The sequence below is a fragment of the Caballeronia sp. Sq4a genome (genome assembly GCF_023170545.1).
Lineage (GTDB): Bacteria > Pseudomonadota > Gammaproteobacteria > Burkholderiales > Burkholderiaceae > Caballeronia.
Genome location: NZ_CP084250.1, coordinates 269,083 through 292,720, shown reverse-complemented (window position 1 = coordinate 292,720; position 23,638 = coordinate 269,083). Strand labels below are relative to the sequence as shown.

Genomic DNA, 23,638 nt, shown 5'->3' with positions numbered 1-23,638 from the left:
GGATCAAGAAACGACGCATGGAACCGACGCCCATCATCACCTCGCCGCTCACGCCGGAGGACTTCGCCGCCCTCTCCCGCGCCAAGGAAGCGCTCGAAAGTCCGTCGCTCACGATGAAGCTGGCGAGCGTGATCGGCGCGCCCATCGAAAAGCTGATGGGCCGCCTGCCCGCCGCCGCGCAGGAAAAAGTCGACGAAGCGACGCAACTCGCGCTGAAGAAATGCCTGCAACTCGCGCTGCGAACGCTCGGCAAGAGCGCGCCCGCCGGTTCGCTGCTCGCGCCGCCGCCCGACAAGCCGAACAACCTGCTGCACAAGCTCGCGGTCGCGACGACCGGCGCGGCGGGCGGCGCATTCGGCCTTTTCGCGCTGCCGGTCGAGTTGCCGGTCACGACCACGCTCATGTTCCGCTCCATCTGCGATATCGCTCGCAGCGAAGGCGAGGACGTGCATCGCGTGGAAACGCAGTTGCAATGCTTGATGGTGCTCGGCATGGGCGGCACGCGTAAGGACGACGACAACGCCGATCTCGGCTACTTCATCGTGCGCGGCGCGCTGGCGCAGTCCGTCTCGCGGGCGACGAGCGAGATCACGGCAAAGGGGCTGAGCGGCCACGGATCGACGGCATTGCTCAAGTTTCTGCAGACCATCGCCTCGCGGTTCTCCGTGCAGGTCAGCGAGCAGGTGGCGGCGAAGTCGATTCCGGCAATCGGCGCGGTGCTCGGCGCCATGGTCAACACCGTCTTCATCGATCACTTTCAGCAGATGGCGCACGGCCACTTCACCGTGCGGCGACTGGAACGGCAATACGGCACCGCGGCGGTCGAACGCGCGTATCAGACAATCGAGGTCATGGGCACCCGATGATGCGGCGCGGCCGCGCCGGTCACGTCGTCGATGAACCGGGCGGCGTTCGCGAGCGCCTGCCGCGCCTCGGGCATGAACGGCGCCCAGATCGGGAAGATGTGCGGCACGTTGCGCCAGATTTCCAGATCGACGCGAACGCCCGCCGCTCGCGCCTTCTTCGCGACGCGCGTGGAATCGTCGAGCAGCAGTTCGGTGTCGGCGGCCTGAATCAGCGACGGCGGCAAGCCGTCGTAATCGCCGAAAAGCGGAGATGCATAAGGATGCGCGGCGTCGGCATCGCCCAGATATTGCGCGGCGACCTTCGGGAAAACGGCGGCGTGGAACATCGGATCACGGTCCTCGTTGCTCGTCATCGACGCGCCGCTGCCCGTCAGGTCCGTCCACGGCGAAAACAGGACGGCGCCTGCCGGAAGCGCGTCGCCGGCATCGCGCAAGGCGAGCAGCGTCGCGAGCGCGAGACCGCCGCCCGCCGAATCGCCGGCGATCACGATTGTTTGCGGCGCGGCATCGGCGAGCAACGCGCGATAGGCCGCGACGGCGTCATCCACTGCGGCCGGAAAGCGGTGCTCGGGCGCGAGCCGGTAATCCAGCGAGAACACATTGGCCTGCGCGCGCACGGCGAGCCCGAAACTGATCGCGCGATGACTGCGCGGTGAGCAGAAGTAATAGCCGCCGCCGTGCAGATACAGAATCGTTCTGCGCGATGCCGCTGAACGCAGCCATTCTCCGTTCGCGCCCACTTCCAATTGCCAGCCCTTCGGCACCGGCGGCGACCACAGCCGGCGCGACGTGTACGCGCGGGCGCGCTCGACATCGAGCACGGGCTTCGCGGTCTCCGGACGCATCCGGCGCCGCAAGACCCAGCACGCGAATGCGCTTTGCCAACTCATCGCGCGCGCTCCTGTCTTTCGACTTCGCGGATCACGTCAGTTCGACGGCATGACCTGACCGCGAATCTCGCCGGTCGGGTTCTCTTGCGTGTGAACGTTGAAGTACCACTGCCCGGCCATCAGATCGGAAACCTGCTGTTCCGTGAGCGTGGCCTGCCCCGTCATCGGACTGGCGAGGGCGCGCTTATCGACGGGAACCTGCACTTTCGCGTTCTGCCCAACGGGCGCGGGCCCGTGGAAGTGCGCCATCGTGACGGGGCCGGAGAGATCGGCGTACGTCGCGGTCCAGGTGAGTTGCCTGGTATTCGTGTCGAAAGTGGCGTCGAGTGCGCCGTGGCCTTTGCTCACGCGGGGCGGCACTTCGCTCGACGGCTGAAGATTCGCCTTGAGCGCGACAGTGTCGGCATGGGCGATCGTCGATGCGAGCATCGCGGCGGCGATGGCTGCGCAGTAGAGCACATGCGGCTTGCGTGTCGAGATCATTTCCCGGTTCTCCGTTTTCATGGCGACGCGTCGGCCGCGTCTTCATGGTAGTGCATTCGGAGTCGGGACGCAGTTGGCAGCGGACGAATCACCCGCAGATGCGAAAAGGGCGCCTCGCGGCGCCCTTCTCTGCTAGCTAGGATACTGCCGAAACTGCTTAGAAGCGGTGACGGATACCCGTCGTCACGAGAACCTGACGGCTGCTCGAGGATGCACCGCCCGGCGCGCCGTTGATGCCTGCGAACGGCGTGTAGCCGTCCGAACCGCTAGCGATCTGCACCACGCCTTCAGCGTAGATGTCGGTGCGCTTCGACAGGGCGTAGTCCGTCTGCAAACCGAACTGGTGGAAGCGAGCACGTGCCGATTCGCCGGCGAAGTTGGTCTTCGCGTTCGTGAACGTGTACGCGGCGCCGAGCGAGAGCGCCGGTGTCAGCGCATAGCGACCGTTGACCTCGTAGTTATTGAAGATGGTGGAGTAGCTTGCGATCGAGTTGTTGTCTTCACGCGTTTGCGTCCACAGCAGGCCGAACGTCATCGCGCCGGCCGAGAAGCTGCCACCCGCGCCGAACGTGCGCAGCCGCTCGGTGTTCTGGATCGGCGAATTCGATTGGGAACTTTCCGTGATCGCCCCGTTGGTCGTCGCATTGAAGCCGTTCGCTTGCGTGTACGCTGCACCGACCTTGAACGGGCCATTTGCATAGCCAGCACCCAGGCTGTATGCGCGGTTGTCCGCGAAGCTGCCAGCGCCGTTCGAGAACGCATACGCGCCTGCGAACGACAAGCCAGCGTAGTTCGCGCTCACGAACTTGACGGAGTTGTTGACACGGAACGCGTTGCCGTCCAGGTTGTCCACGTCACCCGGGTGAGCGAAGTACGTGCCGCCCCACGAGCCCGTTGCGCTCAGCGGGCCGAGGTAGTCGGCGACCGCGTCGGTCTGACGGCCGAGCGTCACGGTGCCGGCTTGCGTCGACAGACCAACATAGGCCTGGCGGGTGAACATGCGCGTATCCACGCCCTTACCGTTCGCGACGTCGAAGCCGTTTTCCAGCGTGAAGATTGCCTTCATGCCGCCGCCCAGATCCTCGGCGCCGCGCAGGCCCCAACGGCTCATCTGGACGTTGCCGCTTTGCATGCTCCACGAGTTGGTCTTGTAGTGGTCGGCGGTGTCCGGCGTTTGCACGTTGTTCACGAACGTGAAACCAGCATCGACCAGACCATACAGCGTAACGCTGCTCTGCGCGCTCGCGGCAGTTGCGAACGATGCGGCGACGGCCGCAACAATCAGAGTCTTCTTCATTGTGTGTTCCTTAGAAAGAGTCGTACGACTCGATAGGGTTGCTCGCGGCGTCTCGACATCTCGGGAGGGTGTCCCGCCGTATGCCTTTCACCGATATTCGGCAGCCCAAAGTGTATGGCTCGCCTTTGCGGCGACCAGCCCAAGGACACACAAAAATCTTTTCGAACAATTCAAAAAGTCGAATTTCAATATGAGTAAACGCTTAGGCTTCTTGCACTTACCACTGCACTGAAATCTTGCCGCGCGCGCCGGTCCGTGCGTCCAGTTGCGGACATGCGACAGTGGCCCGAACACCACAGGCGTAAACAGTCGGACTCCTCTGATTTCCTTCCATGTCCCGCGTCATTAACATCGCGCACGCGAGAGCGGGCATCTTCCGCTCGTCACCATCAGGGAAAGAGCGTCCCGCATCGCTCGGCAACCGTCTCACCATGAATCAACTGCAAGCGATGCGCGTCTTCCTCAAAGTCGCCGAAACCGAGTCGTTCGGGCGGGCGGCTGCGGCGCTCGATCTTTCGAATGCGGTCGTCACGCGCTACGTTTCGCTGCTCGAAGCGCATCTCAATACGCGCCTGCTGAATCGCACGACGCGCAGCGTGTCGCTGACCGAAGCCGGCAAGAGCTACGCCGACGGCTGTCGCGCGGTCATCGAACAGGTGGAGACAATCGAGGCGTCGGTGGCGAACAGTTCCGTCGATCCGTCGGGGACCTTGAAGCTGGTGGCTTCGGCATCGTTCTCGCTACTCGAACTGACGCCGATGCTGCGTGCGTTCCGGAACCGCTATCCGAGCGTCAAGCTGCGTTTGACGCTGCTGCACCGTCCGGTGGATCTCGTGGATGAAGGCTTCGACGCAGGCATTGTCGTGCCGCATCTCGTCAACAGCGGCACGCTTATCAGCCGACCGCTCTTCAAAGTCGCGGCGGCTGTGGTCGCGTCGCCGGACTATCTCGAGCGCCGCGGCACGCCCGCGCGGCCGGCATCGCTCGCCAAGCACGACTTTCTTGCGCCATCAGCGGATATACACGGCTCGACGTGGACCTTCACCGGTCCTTCCGGCGTGTCGGAGGAAGTCTCGCTGGATCCGGCGTACACGGTGAACAGCTCGCCGATGTTGCGTCAGGCTGAGATGTCGGGCATGGGCATCGCCGTGCTGCCCGAAAGCTATGTGGAACGCGATGTCCAGGCCGGCGCGCTTGTGCGGCTCTTCCCCGGCTACCGGCTCAAGGATGCCGACAAGGAAGTATCCATCGTCTATCCCGGCCGCAGGCATGTCTCGGCGAAGACGCGTTCATTCGTGGACTTCGCGTTGTCGTACTTCCGGGACCGCGCGCCCGTCGAGGCGGGGCTTGTCCCGTCATCGGAATAAGCGTTTTTATTGGAGCGCGGCGCACTGCGCCTCGATGCGCCCGAGCAGTTCGGTGCATCGGTCGATCAGCGCGAGCCCTTCGCGCCGCCTGACTTCACGGCTCTTGTTCGGCAAATCGCGCCGGAATTCTTCGAGCGCGTCCAGCAACGGCCGGTATTGCAGCACGCTCGCCGCGCCCAGCACGCGGTGATGCCATTCGCGCAGATGCTCGATGGTGCCGCGCTCCAGCAACGGCTCGAGCGCTTCGAGGTCGTCGCGGAACGAGGTGACGAAGGCATCGAGCAATGCCTTCACGGTGGCCTCGCTGCCCCAGAGCTGCGCCATGCCGCTCAAGTCGAGTTCGGCGTCGCGCTCCGTCCTTCTATCCGCCGCGCGATGCAAGTGCGCTTCCTGTCTGCGCTCGGGGCGCCCCGACGCCTTCCAGCGGTTCAGATGCTCGCGCAACGTGGCGAGCCGCGTCGGTTTGACCAGGAAATCGTCCATGCCGGCTTCGCGGCATCGCGTCGCCTCGCTCGAACACGTGCTCGCCGTAATCGCGAGAATCGGCAAGTGATGTGCCGTGCCCTGTTCTTTCGCCCGCACACGCCGCGCCAACTCGTAGCCGGTCATGTTCGGCATGTGGCAATCGGTAATTAGGAAACCGTAACGTGTCGTCTCGAGAGCGGCCAGCGCTTCCGCTCCGTCCTGCACGACATCGCACGCAAAGCCGAGCAGCGAAAGCTGATGCCGGATCAGTTCCTGATTCACAGGATGGTCTTCCGCGACGAGCACGAGCTTGCCTTCGTGCAGCGCGTCTTCGCGGCCGGGCGCTTCCATGCGCGCTTCATGGCCGAGCGTGCCATGCGCCGCGACTTGCGGCATGCCCGTTAGCGCCGCGACGCACGCCGCGCCGAGGCCGCGCCACGATAGCGGGTTCACGCTGACGCGAATGTCGTCTTCGAGAATGCGATAGCCCGTGGGCTTTGGCTTCTCGGTGACATGGATCACGCGCGAGCCGAGCGGCAGCGCTTCCTTGCGCGTATCGCTGAAAAAGACGAGATCGACGCCATCGAAGGTTCCGAGCCGGCGCAAGCGCGGATCATCCGGCTCCATGCGCTCCAGTTCGAGTCCGAGCGCCTGACCGTAACCGAGCAGCGCCGCCGCGACGCGCGAGTCGTCGATCGCGACGATGCCACGCCTCCCGCGCAAGCCTTCCATTTGATATTGCTGAGTCTCGACCGGCATTTTGAGGCGAACGGTCATCGACGTGCCGGCGCCCACTTCGCTTTGCAGCGTGAGCGTGCCGCCCATGAGGTCGACGAGCCGGTGGCAGATGGTGAGTCCGAGCCCCGTGCCGCCGAAGCGGCGCGTGGTCGAGGTTTCGGCCTGCACGAAAGGTTCGAAGAGCCGCGCCTGCGCTGTGGGATGTATGCCGATGCCGGTATCGCTCACGCACAACTCGATGACCTGTTCTGTCGGACGCTGCTCGACCGCTCTTACGTGCAGCGAGACTTCGCCCTTGATGGTGAACTTGATCGCGTTGCTCATCAGATTGAAGAGAATCTGACGCAGGCGCACGCTGTCGCTGCGAACGGACGCCGCTACATCTGGCGCGACGTCCACGCGCACCCGCAAGCCCTTTTCGTGCGCCCGCCCGGCGAGCAAGCCGACGGCACTGTCGACGAGTTCGCGCAAGTCGATCGGCGTGGATTCGATGACCAGCCGCCCCGCCTCGATCTTCGTGTAGTCGAGCAGGTCGTCGAGGATTTGCAGCAGCGCGCTCGCCGAATCCTGGATCATGCCGAGCATTTGCGACTGGTCAGGATTGAGCGGCGTGTTCTCGATGACCTCGACGAGTCCCAGCACGCCGTTCATCGGCGTGCGGATCTCGTGGCTCATCATCGCGAGGAAATCGTCCTTCGCGCGCGAGGCGGCTTCGGCCGCATCTCGCGCACGGGCAAGCTCCTCGGCACGCGCGTGCTCGACGCTCGCGTCGGCCCAATAGCCGCTCCAGACGACCGAGTCGTCGTCTTCGCGATGCGCGACCAGATCGGCGCGTATCCAGCGCGTGACGCCTTTCACGGTGGAACGGAATTCGGTGTGCACGGGGTCCAGCGTGCGCGACGACGCTTCGATCTCGCGGAAGAGCCGCCCGCTGTCTTGTGCGTCGACGTGCTGCAGAATCGTGGTCGGATCGGCGGCGAGCGCCGCGAGATCGAGGCCGAGCAGTTGCCGCGTGTCGCCGTCGATGTACGGCAGGCTGTATTTGCCGCTGCTCGTGCGGCGCAACTGGAAAACGACCGCCGGCAGGGATCGCGTCACGTCGTGAAGGCGCTGTTCGGTCTGGCGCGCGTGCATTTCGGCATCGCGTATGTCGGTGATGTCGATCATCGTCCCGACCACGCCCATGCGCTCACCGTTGGCCGCCGAGAACGCACCCGTCCAGAAGAGTCCGCAACGCGGGCGGCCGCGATTATCGACGAATTCCGCCTCGACCTCCTGCCCCTGGCCTGACTGCAGCGTGGCGGCGGATATCTCGTTCACGAGCCGGCTGTGTTTCTCGCCCCACGCGCCCGCTTCGATGCTCGTGCGCCCGATGACGTCCTCGCGCCGCACGCCTAGCGCAGCTTCGAACGCTCGGTTCACCGCGATGTAGCGGTTCTCCATATTCTTCGCCACGAGCGGATACGGGACGACTTCCATCATCGTCTGCTGAAAGCTCAACTGGGTCGCGAGACGCTGCTCCGTCTCGATGCGACGGTTCATCTCGCGCTGAAGGAGAATGAACGCCCGCAGCGTGACCGCCAGAACGGCCGCAACGCCGATCAACACAGGCAGCAAACGAAGCGCGCTGATATCCCAGACCGCCGCCAGCGGCGCGCTTGCGGGCCGCGACTGCGCCGCGCCGGACGCTAAGCATAGCGGTGAGACAAGAAGGCTGACGACGAACCAACAGCGTGCGAGCAACGATCTCAATTCGACTCTCTCAGAAGATGCGCATTCCGGTGCGGTGCCTTATGGCGCGGACTGCACCGAGCAATCTCGATGACCAACTTAAGAGTCTGATCGTGCGTGCAACAGAGGAAAATCAGAGGCGTCCGAAATACTTCTTATGGCGCTCCGAAAATGCGGGATCTCGCCACTCAGACGAGCCCGACTTGACGCAAGTATTCGACGAGTTCGCCTTCCGACTCGAGCCCGAGCTTGCGCATGCCACTGCGCTTTTGCGTGGCGATGGTCTTGCTGCTTCGTCCGAAGCGCCTGGCGATTTCATGCACCAGCAGGCCGCGGGCGTACAGCCGAAAGACTTCCCATTCGCGCTTGCTCAGTACGCCGGCCAGCGCTGGCGCCGTGCCAGGTAGCCGGGCGACCGCTTCGTCCACTGAAGGCGAGAGGAAGCAGCGACCTTCCCGCGTGGCGGATACGGCTTCCAGAAGACACTCGAGGGAATCGCGCTTGTCGACGATGCCGTCGATTCCCAATTGAATGAGACCGGCCAACATGCGGTTATGCGACATCATGGTGACGACGATTACGCGGGGCCGGGTTTTCTGCCACAGGAAACGCTTGAGAAACGCGATCGAATTGCTTTCCCCGTCGATGCCTTGCATGCCGATATCGGCGAAGATGTAATCGCACGGCACGGATGCGGCCGCTTCGGCCAATTGCGATGAGTTCTGCGCAGTGGCGACCACTCGAATTGCGCCGTCCCGCTCCAGATAAGTCGTAATCCCCTTGACGACTGCCGGATGATCGTCCGCAACGATGGCCCTCAGCGGCGAATGTTCTCTCTTTTGCATCTTATTGATCTGATAGCGAGTAACCGTCCGTGAACGGCGCGTTGCGCTCCCCGAGCTCGCTTTTATTCTTGGGGCGATTACTGCTTGCTCTCAGAGCAGATCGCTGTCGGCAATGAATCGGTAAAGATCGGCGTCGGTGGACAAATCCAGCTTGCGCATGGCCGCGCATTTTTGAGCGCTAATGGTCTTCACGCTGCGGTCCAGTTCTTTCGCGATCTCGGTCACGTTCGCGCCTCGCGCGTAACGCTCGATCACTTCGAGCTCCCGCGTCGTCAGGCGCTGGCGAATGAAGCGCGCGCGGCTTTCGACATTGGCTACCGCCATGGTTCGCCGCACGGCCGGGCCCAGATACGTTTCGTTGGCGATGGCCGATACGATGGCGACGTACACCAGATCGAGCCGGTCTTCCTTGCTCAGGAACGCGTGCGCACCGGCGTCCAAGGCTTGCCTGACGAGTGCCGCATTATCATTGCGCGACAGAACGATAATGCGAACGTCCGGGTAACAATGCGCGATGTGTTGAATGAGCTGTATGCCGTCTCCATATCGGCCGCCCGGCATATAAAAATCCACGAGAGCGACATCGCAATCGCCGCGTGTCAGCGAATCATCCAATTGCGTGGAATTGGCGCTTCGGCTGACGACTTCCACGTTCGGAAAGTTCGCTGCAAGCCGCTCGATTGCCAGAATGACGAGCGGATGGTCGTCCGCAATTGCCAACCTTATACGCCGCGCACGCGAGAAGACCTCGCTACCATTCCCGAATTCCATCGACACAAACCCTTAGTTATGAAGTCCGACACGCAGACCTGATCCCGAATATAAGCATCGGGCACCAACCCCCTAAAAGACATAAGATGCATCTGAATTGGAAATGCGGTCCTACGCAAATCAGCATAGTCCGCGTGCCCGCACGAACGCGAAGAGACCGGGATCGTTCTTCACGCCGAGCTTGTTCATTGCATCGCGTTTTTGTCGGCTGATGGTGCGCACGTCGCGCTGCAACTCTCGCGCGATCTCGGTGATGGAGCGGCCTTTGGCGAATAGCTTCACCACTTCGATTTCCCTCGGGGAGAGGCGTGGCGCATCGGGCGAGGAATGCGTTTCGGCGCCGGCCTCCGCGAGCGCCGCGCGAAACGATGCACTCACGTAGCGACGGCCGACGCTCGCTTGCTTCACGGCAGTCGGGACGAGTTCAATGGGTTCGGCCTTGTCGACGAGGGCCATTGCGCCGGCATTCAGAATCGAGCGAAGAATGGCAACATTGCTGACGCTGGTCAGCACGACAATGTTTATGCCCGGCCAATCCTGTCTGACCTTGCGGATCAGGCAGAGCCCGTCCTGTGCGTCGCACCCCGGCTCCGGCATGGCGAAATCGGTGACGAGCACATCGCACGGTGCCTTCCGGAGCTCAGTAAGCAAAGTACTGGCATTTCTGGCTTCGCCCGTGACGAACAATCCTTCGTCCGCATTGATAAGCGCCTTCATTCCAAGGACTACGAAGGGATGGTCGTCGGCCAACACTACACGAAGCATCAATAGGCCCTCGGCTATTTTCTATGTTTAGTGGCGCTTTTCGACGCTCGCGACGTCGCAACGCCCTGCATTCGCTTGCAGATTAACGCCCTGACGCGCACGGAAAATCGAGCACGCATGCAATCAGCGTTATTCGCTGTACGTACTCTCACAATCGCGTTTCCGCAATTAGATGACAAAACGCAAACATAGCTCTCTCAGCATTTCAGAATATTTTCCATCAAAATAAGTTCTGCGCTAATTCGAAACCATCGGACTAGTCCGATTACGCCTGATTCGAATATATGCCGAATGACAGCGATTTACCCCGCAGCCTTCCGATCGCCGCCAGTAAATAGCGAATGCACGTCGGAAACTGCCAAAAAACACTGAGAGAAATAAAAAACGGGCCTCCTGCCAGAAGCAGAAGGCCCGTTTTTTCGATGCGTCGCGCGCCGAAGCGCTTATCAGAACGGAATGTCGTCGTCCATGTCGTCGAAGCCGCCGCCCGCAGGCGCGCTCGGACGGCTCGCGCCGCCACCGGAGCCGCCCGCGCGTCCGCCGCCCGCGCCGGAAGGCGCCCGGCCTCCACCGCCGCCGGAGCGTTCCATCGGCGCGCTGCGGCTGTAGCCGCCATCGTCGCCGCCGCCGCCCGCGCCGCCGCGACCGCCCAGCATTTGCATCTGGTCAGCGACGATTTCGGTCGAATAGCGTTCTTGTCCCGATTGATCGGTCCATTTGCGCGTGCGGATGCGGCCCTCGATATACACCGACGAGCCCTTCTTCAGGTACTCGTTGACGATTTCCGCGAGCCGGCCGAAGAACGCGACACGGTGCCACTCGGTGAGCTCTTTCATCTCTCCGGACGCCTTGTCCTTGTAGCGGTCGGTCGTCGCGAGACGGATGTTGGCCACGGCGTCGCCGCTCGGAAGGTAGCGCGTTTCCGGGTCCGCGCCCAGATTGCCTACGAGAATGACCTTGTTGACAGATGCCATGATTTCTCCGGTTGATTCTTTGCCTACTGTCAGCCGTGCGGCGCTGTCCGCGCAGGCGTCGCTCTCATGCGAAGCCCGACAGCACGTCTGATTGGATCCAAATGATTAAACGTCTCTTCAAGCCGCGCGCCCGGCCTTGCGCGGCGGCGGCTTCATCCACATTGCAACGACAAGCCACGCGAGCACGAGCGCCGAGCACGAGAAGAAGACCGCGCTCGGTCCGTCCAGCTTCAGCAGCCAGCCGCCGACCACTCCGCCCAGGGCGAGGCCGATGGACTGCGTCGTGTTGTAGACGCCCGCTGCCGCGCCCTTTCGCGTGCCCGGCGCGAGCTTGGACACGAGCGACGGCTGCGACGCCTCCAGCACGTTGAAGCCCAGGAAGTACACGAACAGAATCGCGGCCACGGACCATAGCGTATGGGGAGCCGCGCCCAATAACAACTGTCCGAACAGGATAAGCCCGATTGCACTGAGCATGACGGCCTTCATCTTGCCGCGCTTCTCGGCCGCGATGATCGCCGGCACCATCATGACGAAAGCGAGCCCCATGACCGGCAGGTAGATTTTCCAGTGCGACGCCACCGGCAGGCCGCCCGCCTCCAGAATGCGCGGGACGACGAGAAAGAGCGCCGTCTGCGTCGCGTGCAGGACGAGCACGCCGAAGTTCAGACGCAGCAGTTCGACGTTATGCAGCACTTCGCTGAAGGGTGCCTTGACGCGTACCGGGCGCGCCGGCGGATCGGGGACGATCCAGAGCACGACGCCGACCGCCACGATGGACAGCGCGCCGATCACCGTGAATAGCCCGCTCATGCCGATCCAGTGAAAGAGGATCGGCGCGCCGACGATCGCCACCGCGAACGACACGCCGATGCTGCCGCCCACCATCGCCATGGCCTTCGTGCGGTTTTCCTCGTGCGTGAGATCGGCGATGAACGCGATCACCGCCGACGACACCGCGCCCATGCCCTGAATCACGCGTCCGGCGATGATCCACGCCATGGAATGCCCGACGGCCGCGACGAAGCTGCCGATTGCGAACACCAGCAGCCCGAACGCGATGACCGGCTTGCGCCCGAGCTTGTCGGAGATCCAGCCGTAGAAGATATAGAGCATCGACTGCGTGACGCCGTAAGCGCCCAGCGCAATGCCCACGAGAAGGACGTTGTCGCCGCCGGGAATCGTTTTCGCATAGACGGAAAAGACCGGCATGATCATGAAGAGACCGAGCATGCGCAGCGCGAAGATGGCAGCGAGCGACACGGTCGCGCGCAATTCCGGCGCGGAGAGACGTGCGGACGTGGCAGACGGATTGGACATCAGAGACGGGAAATGAATGAGGGTCGCGTCTGGCCCGGCCTGTTGCGACGTCAGGCGCGGCCGCCTTGTTCTTGCTCGAAACGGCACCATATGCAGCGGACGACTCGGCGCGCATGGCCGCTGCCCGCTGCGCCGGCAAGACCGCCGCAAGGCCCCGCGGCAAGCGGCCTGGGCCCGTCCGCGCCACGGGGTGCGCGGGCGCCGCGCCCTGCAAAAGTCGTTATAGTAGCAGGTTTGGCCCCCCTCATTCCCCGCTCGTCGCCGGAACAAACTCGTGGAAGAAATTCGTATTCGTGGGGCTCGCACCCACAATCTGAAAAACGTCAGTCTCGATTTGCCGCGTCACAAGCTGATCGTGATTACGGGGTTGTCCGGGTCGGGCAAGTCGTCGCTCGCGTTCGATACGCTTTACGCCGAAGGCCAACGCCGTTACGTGGAAAGTCTCTCGGCTTACGCGCGGCAATTTCTACAGCTGATGGAGAAGCCGGACGTCGATCTGATCGAAGGTTTGTCCCCGGCTATTTCGATCGAGCAGAAAGCCACGTCGCATAATCCGCGTTCGACGGTCGGCACGGTCACCGAGATTCACGATTATCTGCGTCTTCTCTATGCGCGCGTCGGCACGCCGTATTGTCCGGATCATCTGATTCCGCTGGAAGCGCAAAGCGTCTCGCAAATGGTGGACGCCGCGCTCGCGCTGCCCGAAGAAACCAAGCTGATGATTCTCGCGCCCGTGGTCGCGGACCGCAAAGGCGAGCACGTCGAATTATTCGAGGAAATGCAGGCGCAGGGCTTCATCCGCTTTCGGATTCGCTCGGGCGGCGGCACGGCGAACGAAGGCGTCGCGAAAATCTATGAAGTCGATTCGCTGCCGAAGCTCAAGAAGAACGACAAGCACACGATCGACGTGGTGATCGACCGCCTGAAAGTGCGCCCCGACATGAAGCAGCGTCTCGCGGAATCGTTCGAGACCGCGCTGCGCCTCGCCGACGGCCGCGCGATCGCGCTCGAAATGGACACGGACCACGAGAAGCTCTTCAGCTCGAAGTTTGCGTGCCCGATCTGCTCGTATTCGCTGCAGGAACTGGAGCCGCGTCTTTTCTCGTTCAACAACCCGATGGGCGCGTGCCCCGAATGCGACGGACTCGGCCAGATCACCTTCTTCGATCCGAAGCGCGTGGTCGCGCATCCGTCGCTGTCGCTGGCGGCGGGCGCGGTGAAGGGCTGGGACCGGCGCAATCAGTTCTATTTTCAGATGCTGCAAAGCCTCGCCGCGTTCTACGAATTCGATATCGACGCGCCGTTCGAGGAACTGCCCGAGAAAGTGCGCAAGACGCTGCTCTTCGGCTCGGGCAAGCAGGCCATACCGTTTTCGTACATCAACGAGCGCGGTCGCGCGTCGGTGCGCGAGCATGCGTTCGAAGGCATCATCCCGAACCTTGAGCGGCGCTACCGCGAGACGGATTCGACCGCCGTGCGCGAAGAACTGGCGAAATACCAGAACAATCAGCCGTGCCCGGCGTGCGAAGGCACGCGTCTGCGGCGCGAGGCGCGGTTCGTCAAGGTCGGCTCGGGCGATCAGGCGCGCGGCATCTACGAAGTGAGCGGCTGGCCGCTGCGCGATACGCTCGGCTACTTTCAGACGCTGCGTCTGGACGGCGCGAAGGGCGAAATCGCCGACAAGGTCATCAAGGAAATCGTCGCGCGTCTGTCGTTCCTGAATAACGTCGGGCTGGATTACCTTTCGCTGGAACGCAGCGCGGAGACGCTTTCCGGCGGCGAAGCGCAGCGCATCCGGCTCGCATCCCAGATCGGCTCGGGGCTGACAGGCGTGATGTACGTGCTCGACGAGCCGTCCATCGGCCTGCATCAGCGCGACAACGACCGCCTGATCGACACGCTCAAGCACCTGCGCGATATCGGCAATTCGGTGATCGTCGTCGAGCACGACGAGGACATGATCCGCATGGCCGATTACGTGGTCGACATGGGACCGGGCGCGGGCGAGCACGGCGGCGTGATCGTCGCGGAGGGCACGCCGCTTCAGGTGCAGAAAGACCCGAACTCCATCACGGGACAATATTTGTCCGGCAAGCGCACGATCAGCTATCCGGAAAAGCGCAATGCGCCGGACGAGCGGCGGCTGCGCATCGTCGAGGCGCACGGCAATAACCTGAAGCACGTCACGCTCGATCTTCCGGTCGGTTTGCTGACATGCGTGACGGGCGTCTCCGGTTCGGGCAAGTCGACGCTCATCAACGACACGCTTCAGCACGCGGTCGCCCAGCATTTGTATGGCTCGTCGACGGAGCCGGCGCCGTACGAATCCATCGAAGGCCTGGAGCACTTCGACAAGGTGATCGCCGTCGACCAATCGCCGATCGGCCGCACGCCGCGCTCGAATCCGGCCACTTACACCGGCTTGTTCACGCCCATCCGCGAACTGTTCGCGGGCGTGCCGGCCGCGAAGGAGCGCGGCTACGAAGCGGGCCGCTTCTCGTTCAACGTCAAGGGCGGACGCTGCGAAGCCTGTCAGGGCGACGGCGTGCTGAAGGTGGAAATGCACTTTCTGCCGGACGTTTATGTGCCTTGCGACGTGTGCCACGGCAAGCGTTACAACCGCGAGACGCTCGACATCCAGTACAAAGGCAAGAACATCAGCGAAGTGCTCGACCTCACGGTGGAAGCCGCGCACGAGTTCTTCAAGGCGGTGCCGGTCGTCGCGCGCAAGCTGAAGACGCTGCTCGAGGTGGGCCTCGGCTACATTCGCCTCGGCCAGTCGGCGACCACGCTTTCGGGCGGCGAAGCGCAGCGCGTCAAGCTTTCGCTGGAACTGAGCAAGCGCGATACCGGTCGGACGCTATATATCCTCGACGAACCGACGACCGGCCTGCACTTCCACGACATCGCGCTCTTGCTCGAAGTGATTCACCGGTTGCGAGATCAGGGCAACACGGTCGTCATCATCGAGCATAATCTGGACGTGATCAAAACCGCCGACTGGGTGATCGACCTCGGTCCGGAAGGCGGCGCGGGCGGCGGGCAGATCATCGCGCAAGGGACGCCGGAGCAGGTCGCGAAGTCGAAGGCGAGCTTCACGGGCCGCTATCTCGCGCCGCTGCTCCAGCGTCCGAAGTCGGCCGCCTGACAACCGCCGCAGCCCGGCGGCAAGAACAACCGTGGTAGGCAGCAGCGAAAAGGGAACGCAGTCATGGGGAAGCGCAACGAAGCGGCCAACGAGGAGCGACGCGTACGGGACTTGCCGGCGCGCCCCGTCAGGCTGACGAGCGACATGAGCCTGCCCAAGCTCCCCGCCGTGGAGATCGGCAGTTACATCGCGGCGTTCCTCGCCATGTTCCTCGTGCTGCATCTCAAGCTCTTGGGCGCGCTGCTCGCGGGCATGCTCGTGTTCCAGCTGGTGCACATGATCGCGCCCGTCATCGAGCGGCACGTGATGAGCAAGGGCGCGCGGCTGATCGCGGTCGTGCTGATCTCGGCCATCATCATCGGCGGGCTGACCGGCCTCACCATCGCGACGATCGAGCATTTCGAGCACGATGTCCCGAGCCTGCAGCGGCTGCTCGACCAATTGGTGAGCGTCACGTCGCATGCGCGGCTGCGCGTGCCGGACTGGATCGCCAACTATCTGCCGGTCGACGCCGGCCAGATGAAGGAACGCGCCGCCGAACTCATGCGCAAGCACTCGGAGCAGTTGCAGGAAGGCGGCCGGGACATGGCGCGCGGCTTCGGGCACATTCTGATCGGCATGATCATCGGCGCGATCATCGCGGTGGGCGCGCCGAAGCAGACGCATCGGCTGCCGCTTTCGACGGCGCTTGTCACGCGCGTCTCGCGTTTTGCCGACGCCTTCCGACGCATCGTGTTCGCTCAGATCAAGATTTCAGCGATCAACGCCGCTTTCACCGCGCTCTATCTTCTCGTCGCGCTGCCGCTCTTTCACGAGCGCCTGCCGCTTTCCAAGACGCTGGTGTTGATCACGTTCATCCTCGGGCTCTTGCCCGTCATCGGCAATCTGATCTCGAACACCATCATCGTGGCGATCTCGTTTTCGGTGTCGTTCGGCACGGCGGTCGCGTCGCTCGGGTTTCTCATCGTCATTCACAAGCTCGAATACTTCCTGAACGCACGGATCATCGGCGGGCAGATCGAGGCGCGCGCGTGGGAACTGCTGCTCGCCATGCTCGCGATGGAAGCCGCGTTCGGCTTGCCGGGCGTCATCGCCGCGCCGATTTTCTATGCGTACATCAAGCGCGAGCTGATCTATCTGCGGCTCGTCTGACCGCAGCCGCCCAGAAGCAAAAAGCCCGCTCGATCCGAAGATCAGCGGGCTTTCGTGCGTTTGGCGTCTAGCAGCGTCCAGAAGCGTCTAGCGGAACACGACCGTCTTGCTTCCGTTCAGCACGATGCGATGCTCCACATGCCATTTCACCGCGCGCGCGAGCGTCACGCACTCGACGTCGCGGCCGATCGCCGTCAGTTGATCCGGCGTCATGCTGTGGTCCACGCGCTCCACTTCCTGCTCGATGATCGGGCCTTCGTCCAGATCCGTCGTCACATAGTGCGCGGTTGCGCCGATCAGCTTCACGCCGCGGTCGAACGCCTGATAGTACGGCTTCGCGCCCTTGAAGCTCGGCAGGAACGAATGGTGGATGTTGATCGCGCGGCCGGCGAGCTTGTCGCACATGTCGGGCGACAGAATCTGCATGTAGCGCGCGAGCACGACGAGATCGGTATCGTGCTGCTCGATGATCTCCATCACGCGCGCTTCCTGCGCGGCCTTCGCCTGCGCGGTGCCGCCGTTGAGCGGCAAGTGGTGGAACGGAATGTCGTAGCTCGCGGCGAGCTGATAAAAGTCCTTGTGATTCGAGACGATCGCCGGAATCTCGATCTGCAATTGTCCCGTGCGATAGCGGAACAGCAGGTCGTTCAGGCAATGGCCGATCTTCGACACCATGATGACGACGCGCGGTTTCGCGAGCGCATCGTGCAATTCCCAGCGCATGCCGAATTCATCGGCGAGCGTGGCGAACGACTTGCGCAGCGCGTCGAGGCCCGGGTCGCCGCCGACTTCCTGAAAATGCACCCGCATGAAGAATTCGCCGGTGCGGCTGTCGCCGAATTGCGCCGAATCCAGAATGTTCGCGCCGAGATCGAACAGAAAACCGGAGACGGCATGCACGATTCCCGGCCGGTCCGGGCACGACAACTTCAGGATAAAACTATGTTCGGTCGACATGAACCGGTTACTCCTTCCTCAATGCGTTGATGCTCGATGTTCAAACGGGCGGCGGCGCGTAGAGCGCCTCGATGCCCCGGCAGGCGTCTTCGTCGATCCAGCGGTGGCGCAGCAGGCAGTCGAGCGTGGCGAGGCTCGCATCGACGGTCATCTCGCCTTCTTCGATCCAGCGCGCGACTTCGTCGATGCGAGCCTCGCGATGCTCGGCGACTTCGCCATCCTGATTGCGCGGCGTGAAATCCGGCGGCAGCGCGATGTCGTACACGAAGATCTGTTCGGCCTGCGTGCCTTCCGGCGCCGATTGCAGGACATGGAACGTGCCGCCCGGCGTCGCGGTCATGGCCAGGTCTTCGGGCATTCCCGCTTCTTCCCAGCATTCTTTGGCGAGCGTCGGCATGAGCCCGTAGCCCCAGCCGATGCCGCCCGCCACCACGTTGTCCAGCATGCCGGGATCGGTCGACTTGGTGTGGCTGCGCCGCGCGATCCATAGCCGCGGCGCGCTATCCCGATATTTTACGATGCCGTTCACATGCACCGCGTAAGTGATCGTGCCGAAGAAGCGCGAGGCCGCGCGTTCGATGAACGCGAGCGGCGCGGCGTCGAAGTGATTGCGGATCGCATACGTCTCGTCACGCCAGCCGGGAATGTTGCCGTCGGCATGCAGCGCGGCGATGACGGTGGCGAGCGCTGCGCTGCGCTTATCGATATCGTCGAGCGACGCGTTCAGACGCACGGCGTCGTCGCCAATTACGAACGTTTCCGGCCAGCGCGCGAGCAAGGCGACATCGGTCTTGCGAATCCAGCCGACGCGTTCATCGCCGATAAAGAACGGCGCATGCGCGGCGGCGTCGAAACGGCGGGCGGCGACGAGGCAAGGCAAAGTCATGAAAGCTCCGGCGAGACCGTGATGAAGTAAGGACGCGCGCAGGCGCGGCGCGGCACAGCGAAATCAGTCGCGCAGCGCCACGCGAATGCCCAGCGCGATAAAGGTCACGCCCGCTAGCCGATCCAGCCAGACGCCCACGCGCGGACGGCGCTTGAGCCACGCGCCGATCATCCCCGCGCCGATGCCGAAGAGCGAGAACACCGCGACCGTCTGCAGCATGAACACGCCGCCCAGTTCGAACATTTGCAGCATCACGCTTTGCGGGCCGTGCGGATCGACGAATTGCGGCAGGAACACGATGAAGAACAGCGTGACTTTCGGATTTAGCATGTTGCCGAGCACGCTCTGCCGAAACACGGTCGACAGCGGCTGGCTCGGTCGCGCGTGCGCCGTCGCAAGGCCATGGCTGCGCAGCGCCTTGATGCCGATCCACACGAGATACGCCGCGCCCGCGAGCTTCACCGCCTGAAACGCGATCGGCGACGAGCGCAAGAGCGCCGCGACGCCCAACGCAGCGAGCGTCGTATGAAAGATCACGCCGCACGCGAAACCCAGCGCCGCGACGACGCCCGCGAGCCGCCCTTGCGAGATGCCACGCGCGAGCACTTGCAGATTGTCGGGCCCCGGCGCGATGGTGATGGCCACCGATGTCGCCAGGAACAACAGCACGTGCGGCATCAATGGCCTCCGAACTCGCAGACCGTGTAGAGCGGCAAGCCGCCGTCGCGCAGCAGCTTCGAGCCGCCGAGATCGGGCAAGTCGATGATCGCCGCCGCTTCGACGACCTGCGCGCCGAGCCGCTCCAGCAAGATCTTGCCGGCCATCATCGTGCCGCCGGTCGCCACCAGATCGTCGACGATCACGACGCGGTCGCCGGGCTGACACGCGTCCTCGTGAATCTCGACGGTCGCGCTGCCGTACTCCAGCTCGTACGACTGCGAAAGCGTCTTGTACGGCAGCTTGCCCTTCTTGCGAATGGGCACGAAACCGAGACTCAGCTCGTACGCGAGAATCGGGCCGATGATGAAACCGCGCGCATCCATGCCCGCGATGACGTTCAGGTTCGCGTCGATATAACGCTGCACGAACAGGTCGATGAGCGTGCGCAGCGCGCGGCGGTCCTGCAGAACGGGCGTGATATCGCGAAATTGCACGCCGGCTTGCGGCCAGTCTTCGACCGTGCGCACGCGCTCCTTGATGAACCTCGCCGCATCTGACGATGCAGACGAAGCGCTCGATGAAATGGTGGACATGACTTCTCCGGAAATCCGCGCTGCGAGGCCGCGCTTGCCTGATGAAGAGAACGTTAGGCTGCCCGGCGATTGCGCGAAAGCCGTTCCTCGGCCTGAGCGAGCACTTCGGGCAGGCCGCGCAACACGACGATGTCGTTCGCGCGGAGCCTGGTTTCGGGGTCCGGCTGGACGCCCCGGATGCCGTGACGGCGAATGGCGGTCACTTCGACACCGTTGCCGACGAGACCGAGATCGTCGAGCGAATGCCCGACCGCCTCCGAATGTTCGTCGATCGGTACGGATTGTAGCCGCACCTGCTCGTGGCCATCGTCGTCGTCGAGATCGTCCGCGCCGTGGAAATAGCCGCGCAACAGGCTGTAGCGCGCATCGCGCATTTCTTCCACGCGCCGCACGACGCGGCGCATCGGCACGCCCATCAGCACGAGCGTATGCGAGGCGAGCATCAGACTGCCTTCGACGATCTCCGGAATCACTTCCGTCGCGCCCGCGGCGGTCAGCTTTTCGAGATCGGCGTCGTCCACCGTGCGCACGATCACCGGCAGCGTCGGCGCGAGTTCGTGGATGTTGTGCAGCACGCGCATGGCGGACGGCGTGTTCGCGTACGTGATCGCGACCGTCGCCGCGCGGTTCAGGCCGGCAGCCACGAGCGATTCACGCCGCCCGGCATCGCCGAACACGACCGATTCGCCTGCCGCCGCGGCCGCCGCCACGCGATCCGGGTCGAGATCGAGCGCCACGTACGAAATGCCTTCCTGTTCCAGCATGCGCGCGAGGTTCTGCCCGGCGCGGCCATAACCGCAAATAATGACGTGGCCGCTCTGCTTGAGACTTTGCGTCGCGATCTTCGTCATTTGCAGCGATTGCAGCATCCATTCCGTCGACGACAGCCGCAGCACGATTCGGTCCGCGTTCTGGATGATGAACGGCGCGGCGAGCATCGAGAGCAGCATCGCGGAAAGGAGCGCCTGAAGGATGGTGGCATCGACCAGATGCGAATCCAGAATGAGGTTCAAGAGCACGAAGCCGAATTCGCCCGCCTGCGCGAGCCCGAGCCCGGTGCGCATGGCGACGCCGGGCGGCGAGCCGAACAGGCGCGCGAGGCCGGTGATCATCACGGCTTTTAGCAGAATCGGCACGACGAAAAACGCGAGCACGAGGAACGGGTGCTCCCAGATCACGCGCGGATTGAGCAGCATGCCCGTCGTCACGAAGAACACGCCGAGCAGCACGTCGCGAAACGGCTTGATGTCTTCTTCCACCTGATGCCGGTACGGCGTTTCCGCGATCAGCATCCCCGCGATGAACGCGCCGAGCGCGAGCGACAGCCCGAACTTGTCCGTGATGAACGCCGCGCCGAGCGTCACGAGCAGCAGGTTCAGCATGAAAAGCTCTTGCGAGCGCCGCCGCGCGACGAGGTCGAACCAGCGCGTCATGAACTTCTGGCCGAGGAACAGCAAAACCGTCAGCGCGACGACGATCTTTACAGCCGCGATGCCAAGCCACATCACGAGTTGCGACGAATTGCCGTTCGCGAACGCCGCGATGATGATGAGCAGCGGCACGACCGCGAGATCCTGGAACAGCAGCACGCCGAAAATATTGCGGCCGTGCTCTGCTTCCAGTTCAAGGCGCTCCGCGAGCAGCTTGCTGACGATCGCGGTGGAAGACATGGAAAGCGCGCCGCCGAGCGCGAAACTCGCCTGCCACGAGATGCTCGTCCAGAAGTGCGCGATCCACCCGACGACGAGCGCGAACACGATCGTCGCGCCGACCTGGCTCGCGCCGAGCCCGAAGACGATGCGCCGCATCGAGCGCAGCTTCGCGAGCGAGAATTCGAGACCGATGGAGAACATGAGGAACACGACGCCGAATTCGGCGAGGTGCTGCGCGCGCTCGGTATCCGGTGCGATACCGGCCGCGTGCGGACCGACGATGATGCCGACCGCCAGATAACCGAGCATCGGCGGCAAGTTGAAAAAACGAAATACGACGACGCCCGCCACCGAACAGAGCAGCAACAACAGCGTCATTTCGAGCGGAGAAGTCATCCGTCCAGCGTCCTCGTCGTCAGCGCGCCGATACGTGTCCGGCGCGGCGTTTTCGGTGTCGTGGGAAGCCCCTGATGCCAGGGCTCGCGGGGGCGGATAAGCGGCGGCGCGCCGCGCACCGTAAGGCGCGGCGAAGAAACGCCTTTGCTATACTCCGCGAATGATAGCGAAAATCAATGGCGACCGGGCACTGGCGCTGGCTCGCAGCGTAATCCAGATCGAAGCGGACGCGGTTCGCGGTCTCTCTGACCTTCTCGACGACAACTTCACCAACGCAGTCGAAGCCCTGCTCGGCTGTCGTGGCCGCGTGGTCGTGTCGGGTATCGGCAAGTCGGGACACGTCGCGCGCAAGTTCGCTGCCACGCTTGCGTCCACCGGCACGCCGGCGTTTTTCGTGCATCCGGCTGAAGCCAGCCACGGCGATCTCGGCATGGTCACCGCCGACGACATCTTCATCGCGCTATCGAACTCCGGCGAGACCGAAGAACTCGTCGCCATTCTCCCGCTCATCAAGCGCCTCGGCGCGAAACTCATCGCCATTACCGGCCGTCCGGAATCGAGCCTCGCGCAACTCGCGGACATGCACCTGAACGCGCGCGTCGAAAAAGAAGCCTGCCCGATGAACCTTGCGCCGACCGCCAGCACGACTGCCGCGTTGGCGCTCGGCGACGCGCTCGCCGTCGCGGTCCTCGACGCACGCGGCTTCGGCCCGGACGACTTCGCGCGTTCGCATCCGGGCGGCGCGCTCGGCCGGCGGTTGCTGACGTATGTTCGCGACGTTATGCGCGTGGGCGACGAGGTTCCCGTCGTGCCGCTCGACGCGACCGTTTCCGACGCTCTCTTCCAAATTACCGCGAAGCGCATGGGCATGACGGCGGTGATCAACGGAAATCGTCACGTGGAAGGCATCTTCACCGACGGCGATCTGCGCCGCATTCTCCAGCGCGACGGCGATTTCCGCTCGCTCAAGCTCGCAGACGTGATGACGCGCAATCCGCGCACCATCGGTCCGGACCATCTCGCGGTCGAAGCCGTGGAACTGATGGAGCGCCATCGCATCAATCAGATGCTGGTCGTCGATGCCGACGCGACGCTGATCGGCGCACTGAACATGCACGACCTCTTCTCCAAGAAGGTAATCTGATGGCGCAGAAGCCTTTTCCCGCCGAGCGCGCGAGCCGCATCAAGCTGATGGTGTTCGATGTCGACGGCGTTTTCACCGACGGCAGCCTGTACTTCAGCGCCGAAGGCGACACCATGAAGTCCTTCAATTCGCTCGACGGCCACGGCGTGAAGCTGCTCGAACGTATCGGCGTGCAGACCGCGATCATCACCGGGCGGCAGTCGGGCATCGTCGCGGGGCGGGCGAAGGAACTCGGCATCACGCATCTTTATCAGGGCGTCGCGGACAAGACGGTGGCGCTCGCGCAATTGCTCGACGCAACCGGCATCTCCGCCGCCGAATGCGGCTACATGGGCGACGACTGGCCCGATCTCGCCGTGATGCGCCGCTGCGGTTTCGCAGCCGCGCCGGCCAACGCGCATGCGGAAGTGAAAGAGCGCGTGCATTGGGTAACCGAAGCACGCGGCGGCCACGGCGCCGTGCGCGAAGTGTGCGATGCGATTCTGCGCGCGCAGAATCGCTATGACGCGCTGCTCGCGGCGGCGCTCGGAGACTGACG

General features: G+C 63.4%; 19 protein-coding genes and 1 pseudogene. 6 read left to right on the top strand and 14 right to left on the bottom strand.

Going from position 1 to position 23,638, the window contains the following annotated elements; all coding sequences use genetic code 11:
* The first annotated feature begins 17 nt into the window (after nt 1-17).
* A complete protein-coding gene (locus tag LDZ24_RS01395) occupies nt 18-866 on the top strand; it encodes an EcsC family protein (protein ID WP_248321105.1) in 849 nt (282 codons plus the stop codon).
* On the opposite strand, the gene LDZ24_RS01390 is transcribed toward LDZ24_RS01395, so the two are convergent.
* The 3 genes from LDZ24_RS01390 to LDZ24_RS01380 all read right to left on the bottom strand — a co-directional run bounded on the left by LDZ24_RS01390 (nt 836) and on the right by LDZ24_RS01380 (nt 3,536).
* Entirely contained in the window at nt 836-1,756 is a 921-nt protein-coding gene (locus tag LDZ24_RS01390; RefSeq protein ID WP_248321103.1) for an alpha/beta hydrolase, read from the bottom strand. The two genes, LDZ24_RS01395 and LDZ24_RS01390, sit on opposite strands and share 31 nt — an antisense overlap.
* 36 nt (nt 1,757-1,792) lie before the next feature.
* On the bottom strand, nt 1,793-2,239 hold the full coding sequence (locus LDZ24_RS01385; RefSeq protein WP_248321102.1) for a CHRD domain-containing protein: 447 nt from the start codon (nt 2,237-2,239) through the stop codon (nt 1,793-1,795).
* 157 nt (nt 2,240-2,396) lie between these two features.
* Nucleotides 2,397-3,536: a porin gene (locus tag LDZ24_RS01380; protein WP_248321101.1), complete on the bottom strand. Its 1,140-nt coding sequence runs from the start codon at nt 3,534-3,536 to the stop codon at nt 2,397-2,399.
* Between the two features lie 332 nt (nt 3,537-3,868).
* Here LDZ24_RS01380 and LDZ24_RS01375 point away from each other — a divergent pair, with 332 nt between their 5' ends.
* Nucleotides 3,869-4,903: a LysR family transcriptional regulator gene (locus tag LDZ24_RS01375; protein WP_371747367.1), complete on the top strand. Its 1,035-nt coding sequence runs from the start codon at nt 3,869-3,871 to the stop codon at nt 4,901-4,903.
* 6 nt (nt 4,904-4,909) lie between these two features.
* Here LDZ24_RS01375 and LDZ24_RS01370 read toward each other — a convergent pair.
* The 6 genes and pseudogenes from LDZ24_RS01370 to LDZ24_RS01345 form a co-directional block, all read right to left on the bottom strand.
* Nucleotides 4,910-7,753: pseudogene (locus LDZ24_RS01370) on the bottom strand (ATP-binding protein); the annotation flags it as partial.
* Nucleotides 7,754-8,025: 272 nt separating this feature from the next.
* Nucleotides 8,026-8,682, bottom strand: a complete 657-nt coding sequence (locus LDZ24_RS01365) for a response regulator transcription factor (RefSeq protein ID WP_248321100.1) — start codon at nt 8,680-8,682, stop codon at nt 8,026-8,028.
* A gap of 90 nt (nt 8,683-8,772) precedes the next feature.
* Nucleotides 8,773-9,453, bottom strand: coding sequence for a response regulator transcription factor (locus tag LDZ24_RS01360; protein WP_248321099.1), 681 nt, complete (start codon nt 9,451-9,453; stop codon nt 8,773-8,775).
* 120 nt (nt 9,454-9,573) lie between these two features.
* Entirely contained in the window at nt 9,574-10,218 is a 645-nt protein-coding gene (locus LDZ24_RS01355) for a response regulator transcription factor (RefSeq protein ID WP_256465375.1), read from the bottom strand.
* A gap of 446 nt (nt 10,219-10,664) precedes the next feature.
* A complete protein-coding gene (locus LDZ24_RS01350; RefSeq protein ID WP_248321095.1) occupies nt 10,665-11,192 on the bottom strand; it encodes a single-stranded DNA-binding protein in 528 nt (175 codons plus the stop codon).
* Nucleotides 11,193-11,309: 117 nt separating this feature from the next.
* Nucleotides 11,310-12,512, bottom strand: coding sequence for an MFS transporter (locus tag LDZ24_RS01345; protein ID WP_248321093.1), 1,203 nt, complete (start codon nt 12,510-12,512; stop codon nt 11,310-11,312).
* 274 nt (nt 12,513-12,786) lie between these two features.
* On the opposite strand from LDZ24_RS01345, the gene uvrA reads away from it, so the two are divergent.
* The gene (gene uvrA / locus LDZ24_RS01340; protein ID WP_248321092.1) at nt 12,787-15,660 is read left to right on the top strand and encodes an excinuclease ABC subunit UvrA; all 2,874 of its coding nucleotides are present in this window, start codon (nt 12,787-12,789) and stop codon (nt 15,658-15,660) included.
* 63 nt (nt 15,661-15,723) lie between these two features.
* Nucleotides 15,724-16,812 carry an AI-2E family transporter gene (locus LDZ24_RS01335; RefSeq protein WP_248321090.1) on the top strand — a complete coding sequence of 363 codons (1,089 nt, stop codon included), beginning with the start codon at nt 15,724-15,726 and terminating at the stop codon, nt 16,810-16,812.
* An 87-nt stretch (nt 16,813-16,899) separates the two neighbouring features.
* Here LDZ24_RS01335 and purU read toward each other — a convergent pair whose 3' ends face one another.
* The 5 genes from purU to LDZ24_RS01310 form a co-directional block, all read right to left on the bottom strand.
* Complete coding sequence (gene purU / locus LDZ24_RS01330; protein ID WP_175939348.1) at nt 16,900-17,769, bottom strand: formyltetrahydrofolate deformylase; 870 nt, start codon at nt 17,767-17,769, stop codon at nt 16,900-16,902.
* Nucleotides 17,770-17,809: 40 nt separating this feature from the next.
* The gene (locus LDZ24_RS01325) at nt 17,810-18,655 is read right to left on the bottom strand and encodes an NUDIX hydrolase family protein (protein WP_248321088.1); all 846 of its coding nucleotides are present in this window, start codon (nt 18,653-18,655) and stop codon (nt 17,810-17,812) included.
* Between the two features lie 63 nt (nt 18,656-18,718).
* Nucleotides 18,719-19,333, bottom strand: a complete 615-nt coding sequence (locus LDZ24_RS01320) for a LysE family translocator (protein ID WP_248321086.1) — start codon at nt 19,331-19,333, stop codon at nt 18,719-18,721.
* A complete protein-coding gene (locus LDZ24_RS01315; protein ID WP_284506440.1) occupies nt 19,333-19,908 on the bottom strand; it encodes an adenine phosphoribosyltransferase in 576 nt (191 codons plus the stop codon). Before LDZ24_RS01315 ends, LDZ24_RS01320 begins: the two co-directional genes overlap by 1 nt.
* A 53-nt stretch (nt 19,909-19,961) precedes the next feature.
* Nucleotides 19,962-21,956: a cation:proton antiporter gene (locus LDZ24_RS01310; RefSeq protein ID WP_248321084.1), complete on the bottom strand. Its 1,995-nt coding sequence runs from the start codon at nt 21,954-21,956 to the stop codon at nt 19,962-19,964.
* A gap of 160 nt (nt 21,957-22,116) precedes the next feature.
* On the opposite strand from LDZ24_RS01310, the gene kdsD reads away from it, so the two are divergent.
* Both kdsD and LDZ24_RS01300 read left to right on the top strand, forming a co-directional pair.
* Entirely contained in the window at nt 22,117-23,100 is a 984-nt protein-coding gene (gene kdsD, locus LDZ24_RS01305) for an arabinose 5-phosphate isomerase KdsD (protein WP_175939340.1), read from the top strand.
* Nucleotides 23,100-23,636, top strand: a complete 537-nt coding sequence (locus LDZ24_RS01300) for an HAD family hydrolase (protein WP_248321082.1) — start codon at nt 23,100-23,102, stop codon at nt 23,634-23,636. Before kdsD ends, LDZ24_RS01300 begins: the two co-directional genes overlap by 1 nt.
* Nucleotides 23,637-23,638: the final 2 nt, after the last annotated feature.

Bases quoted from the DNA above. Each gene is read 5' to 3' on its own strand.
- LDZ24_RS01395 (WP_248321105.1), top strand. From the start codon at position 18: ATGGAACCGACGCCCATCATCACCTCGCCGCTCACGCCGGAGGACTTC.
- LDZ24_RS01390 (WP_248321103.1), bottom strand. From the start codon at position 1,756: ATGAGTTGGCAAAGCGCATTCGCGTGCTGGGTCTTGCGGCGCCGGATG.
- LDZ24_RS01385 (WP_248321102.1), bottom strand. From the start codon at position 2,239: ATGATCTCGACACGCAAGCCGCATGTGCTCTACTGCGCAGCCATCGCC.
- LDZ24_RS01380 (WP_248321101.1), bottom strand. From the start codon at position 3,536: ATGAAGAAGACTCTGATTGTTGCGGCCGTCGCCGCATCGTTCGCAACT.
- LDZ24_RS01375 (WP_371747367.1), top strand. From the start codon at position 3,869: ATGTCCCGCGTCATTAACATCGCGCACGCGAGAGCGGGCATCTTCCGC.
- LDZ24_RS01365 (WP_248321100.1), bottom strand. From the start codon at position 8,682: ATGCAAAAGAGAGAACATTCGCCGCTGAGGGCCATCGTTGCGGACGAT.
- LDZ24_RS01360 (WP_248321099.1), bottom strand. From the start codon at position 9,453: ATGGAATTCGGGAATGGTAGCGAGGTCTTCTCGCGTGCGCGGCGTATA.
- LDZ24_RS01355 (WP_256465375.1), bottom strand. From the start codon at position 10,218: ATGCTTCGTGTAGTGTTGGCCGACGACCATCCCTTCGTAGTCCTTGGA.
- LDZ24_RS01350 (WP_248321095.1), bottom strand. From the start codon at position 11,192: ATGGCATCTGTCAACAAGGTCATTCTCGTAGGCAATCTGGGCGCGGAC.
- LDZ24_RS01345 (WP_248321093.1), bottom strand. From the start codon at position 12,512: ATGTCCAATCCGTCTGCCACGTCCGCACGTCTCTCCGCGCCGGAATTG.
- LDZ24_RS01335 (WP_248321090.1), top strand. From the start codon at position 15,724: ATGGGGAAGCGCAACGAAGCGGCCAACGAGGAGCGACGCGTACGGGAC.
- purU (WP_175939348.1), bottom strand. From the start codon at position 17,769: ATGTCGACCGAACATAGTTTTATCCTGAAGTTGTCGTGCCCGGACCGG.
- LDZ24_RS01325 (WP_248321088.1), bottom strand. From the start codon at position 18,655: ATGACTTTGCCTTGCCTCGTCGCCGCCCGCCGTTTCGACGCCGCCGCG.
- LDZ24_RS01320 (WP_248321086.1), bottom strand. From the start codon at position 19,333: ATGCCGCACGTGCTGTTGTTCCTGGCGACATCGGTGGCCATCACCATC.
- LDZ24_RS01315 (WP_284506440.1), bottom strand. From the start codon at position 19,908: ATGTCCACCATTTCATCGAGCGCTTCGTCTGCATCGTCAGATGCGGCG.
- LDZ24_RS01310 (WP_248321084.1), bottom strand. From the start codon at position 21,956: ATGACTTCTCCGCTCGAAATGACGCTGTTGTTGCTGCTCTGTTCGGTG.
- kdsD (WP_175939340.1), top strand. From the start codon at position 22,117: ATGATAGCGAAAATCAATGGCGACCGGGCACTGGCGCTGGCTCGCAGC.
- LDZ24_RS01300 (WP_248321082.1), top strand. From the start codon at position 23,100: ATGGCGCAGAAGCCTTTTCCCGCCGAGCGCGCGAGCCGCATCAAGCTG.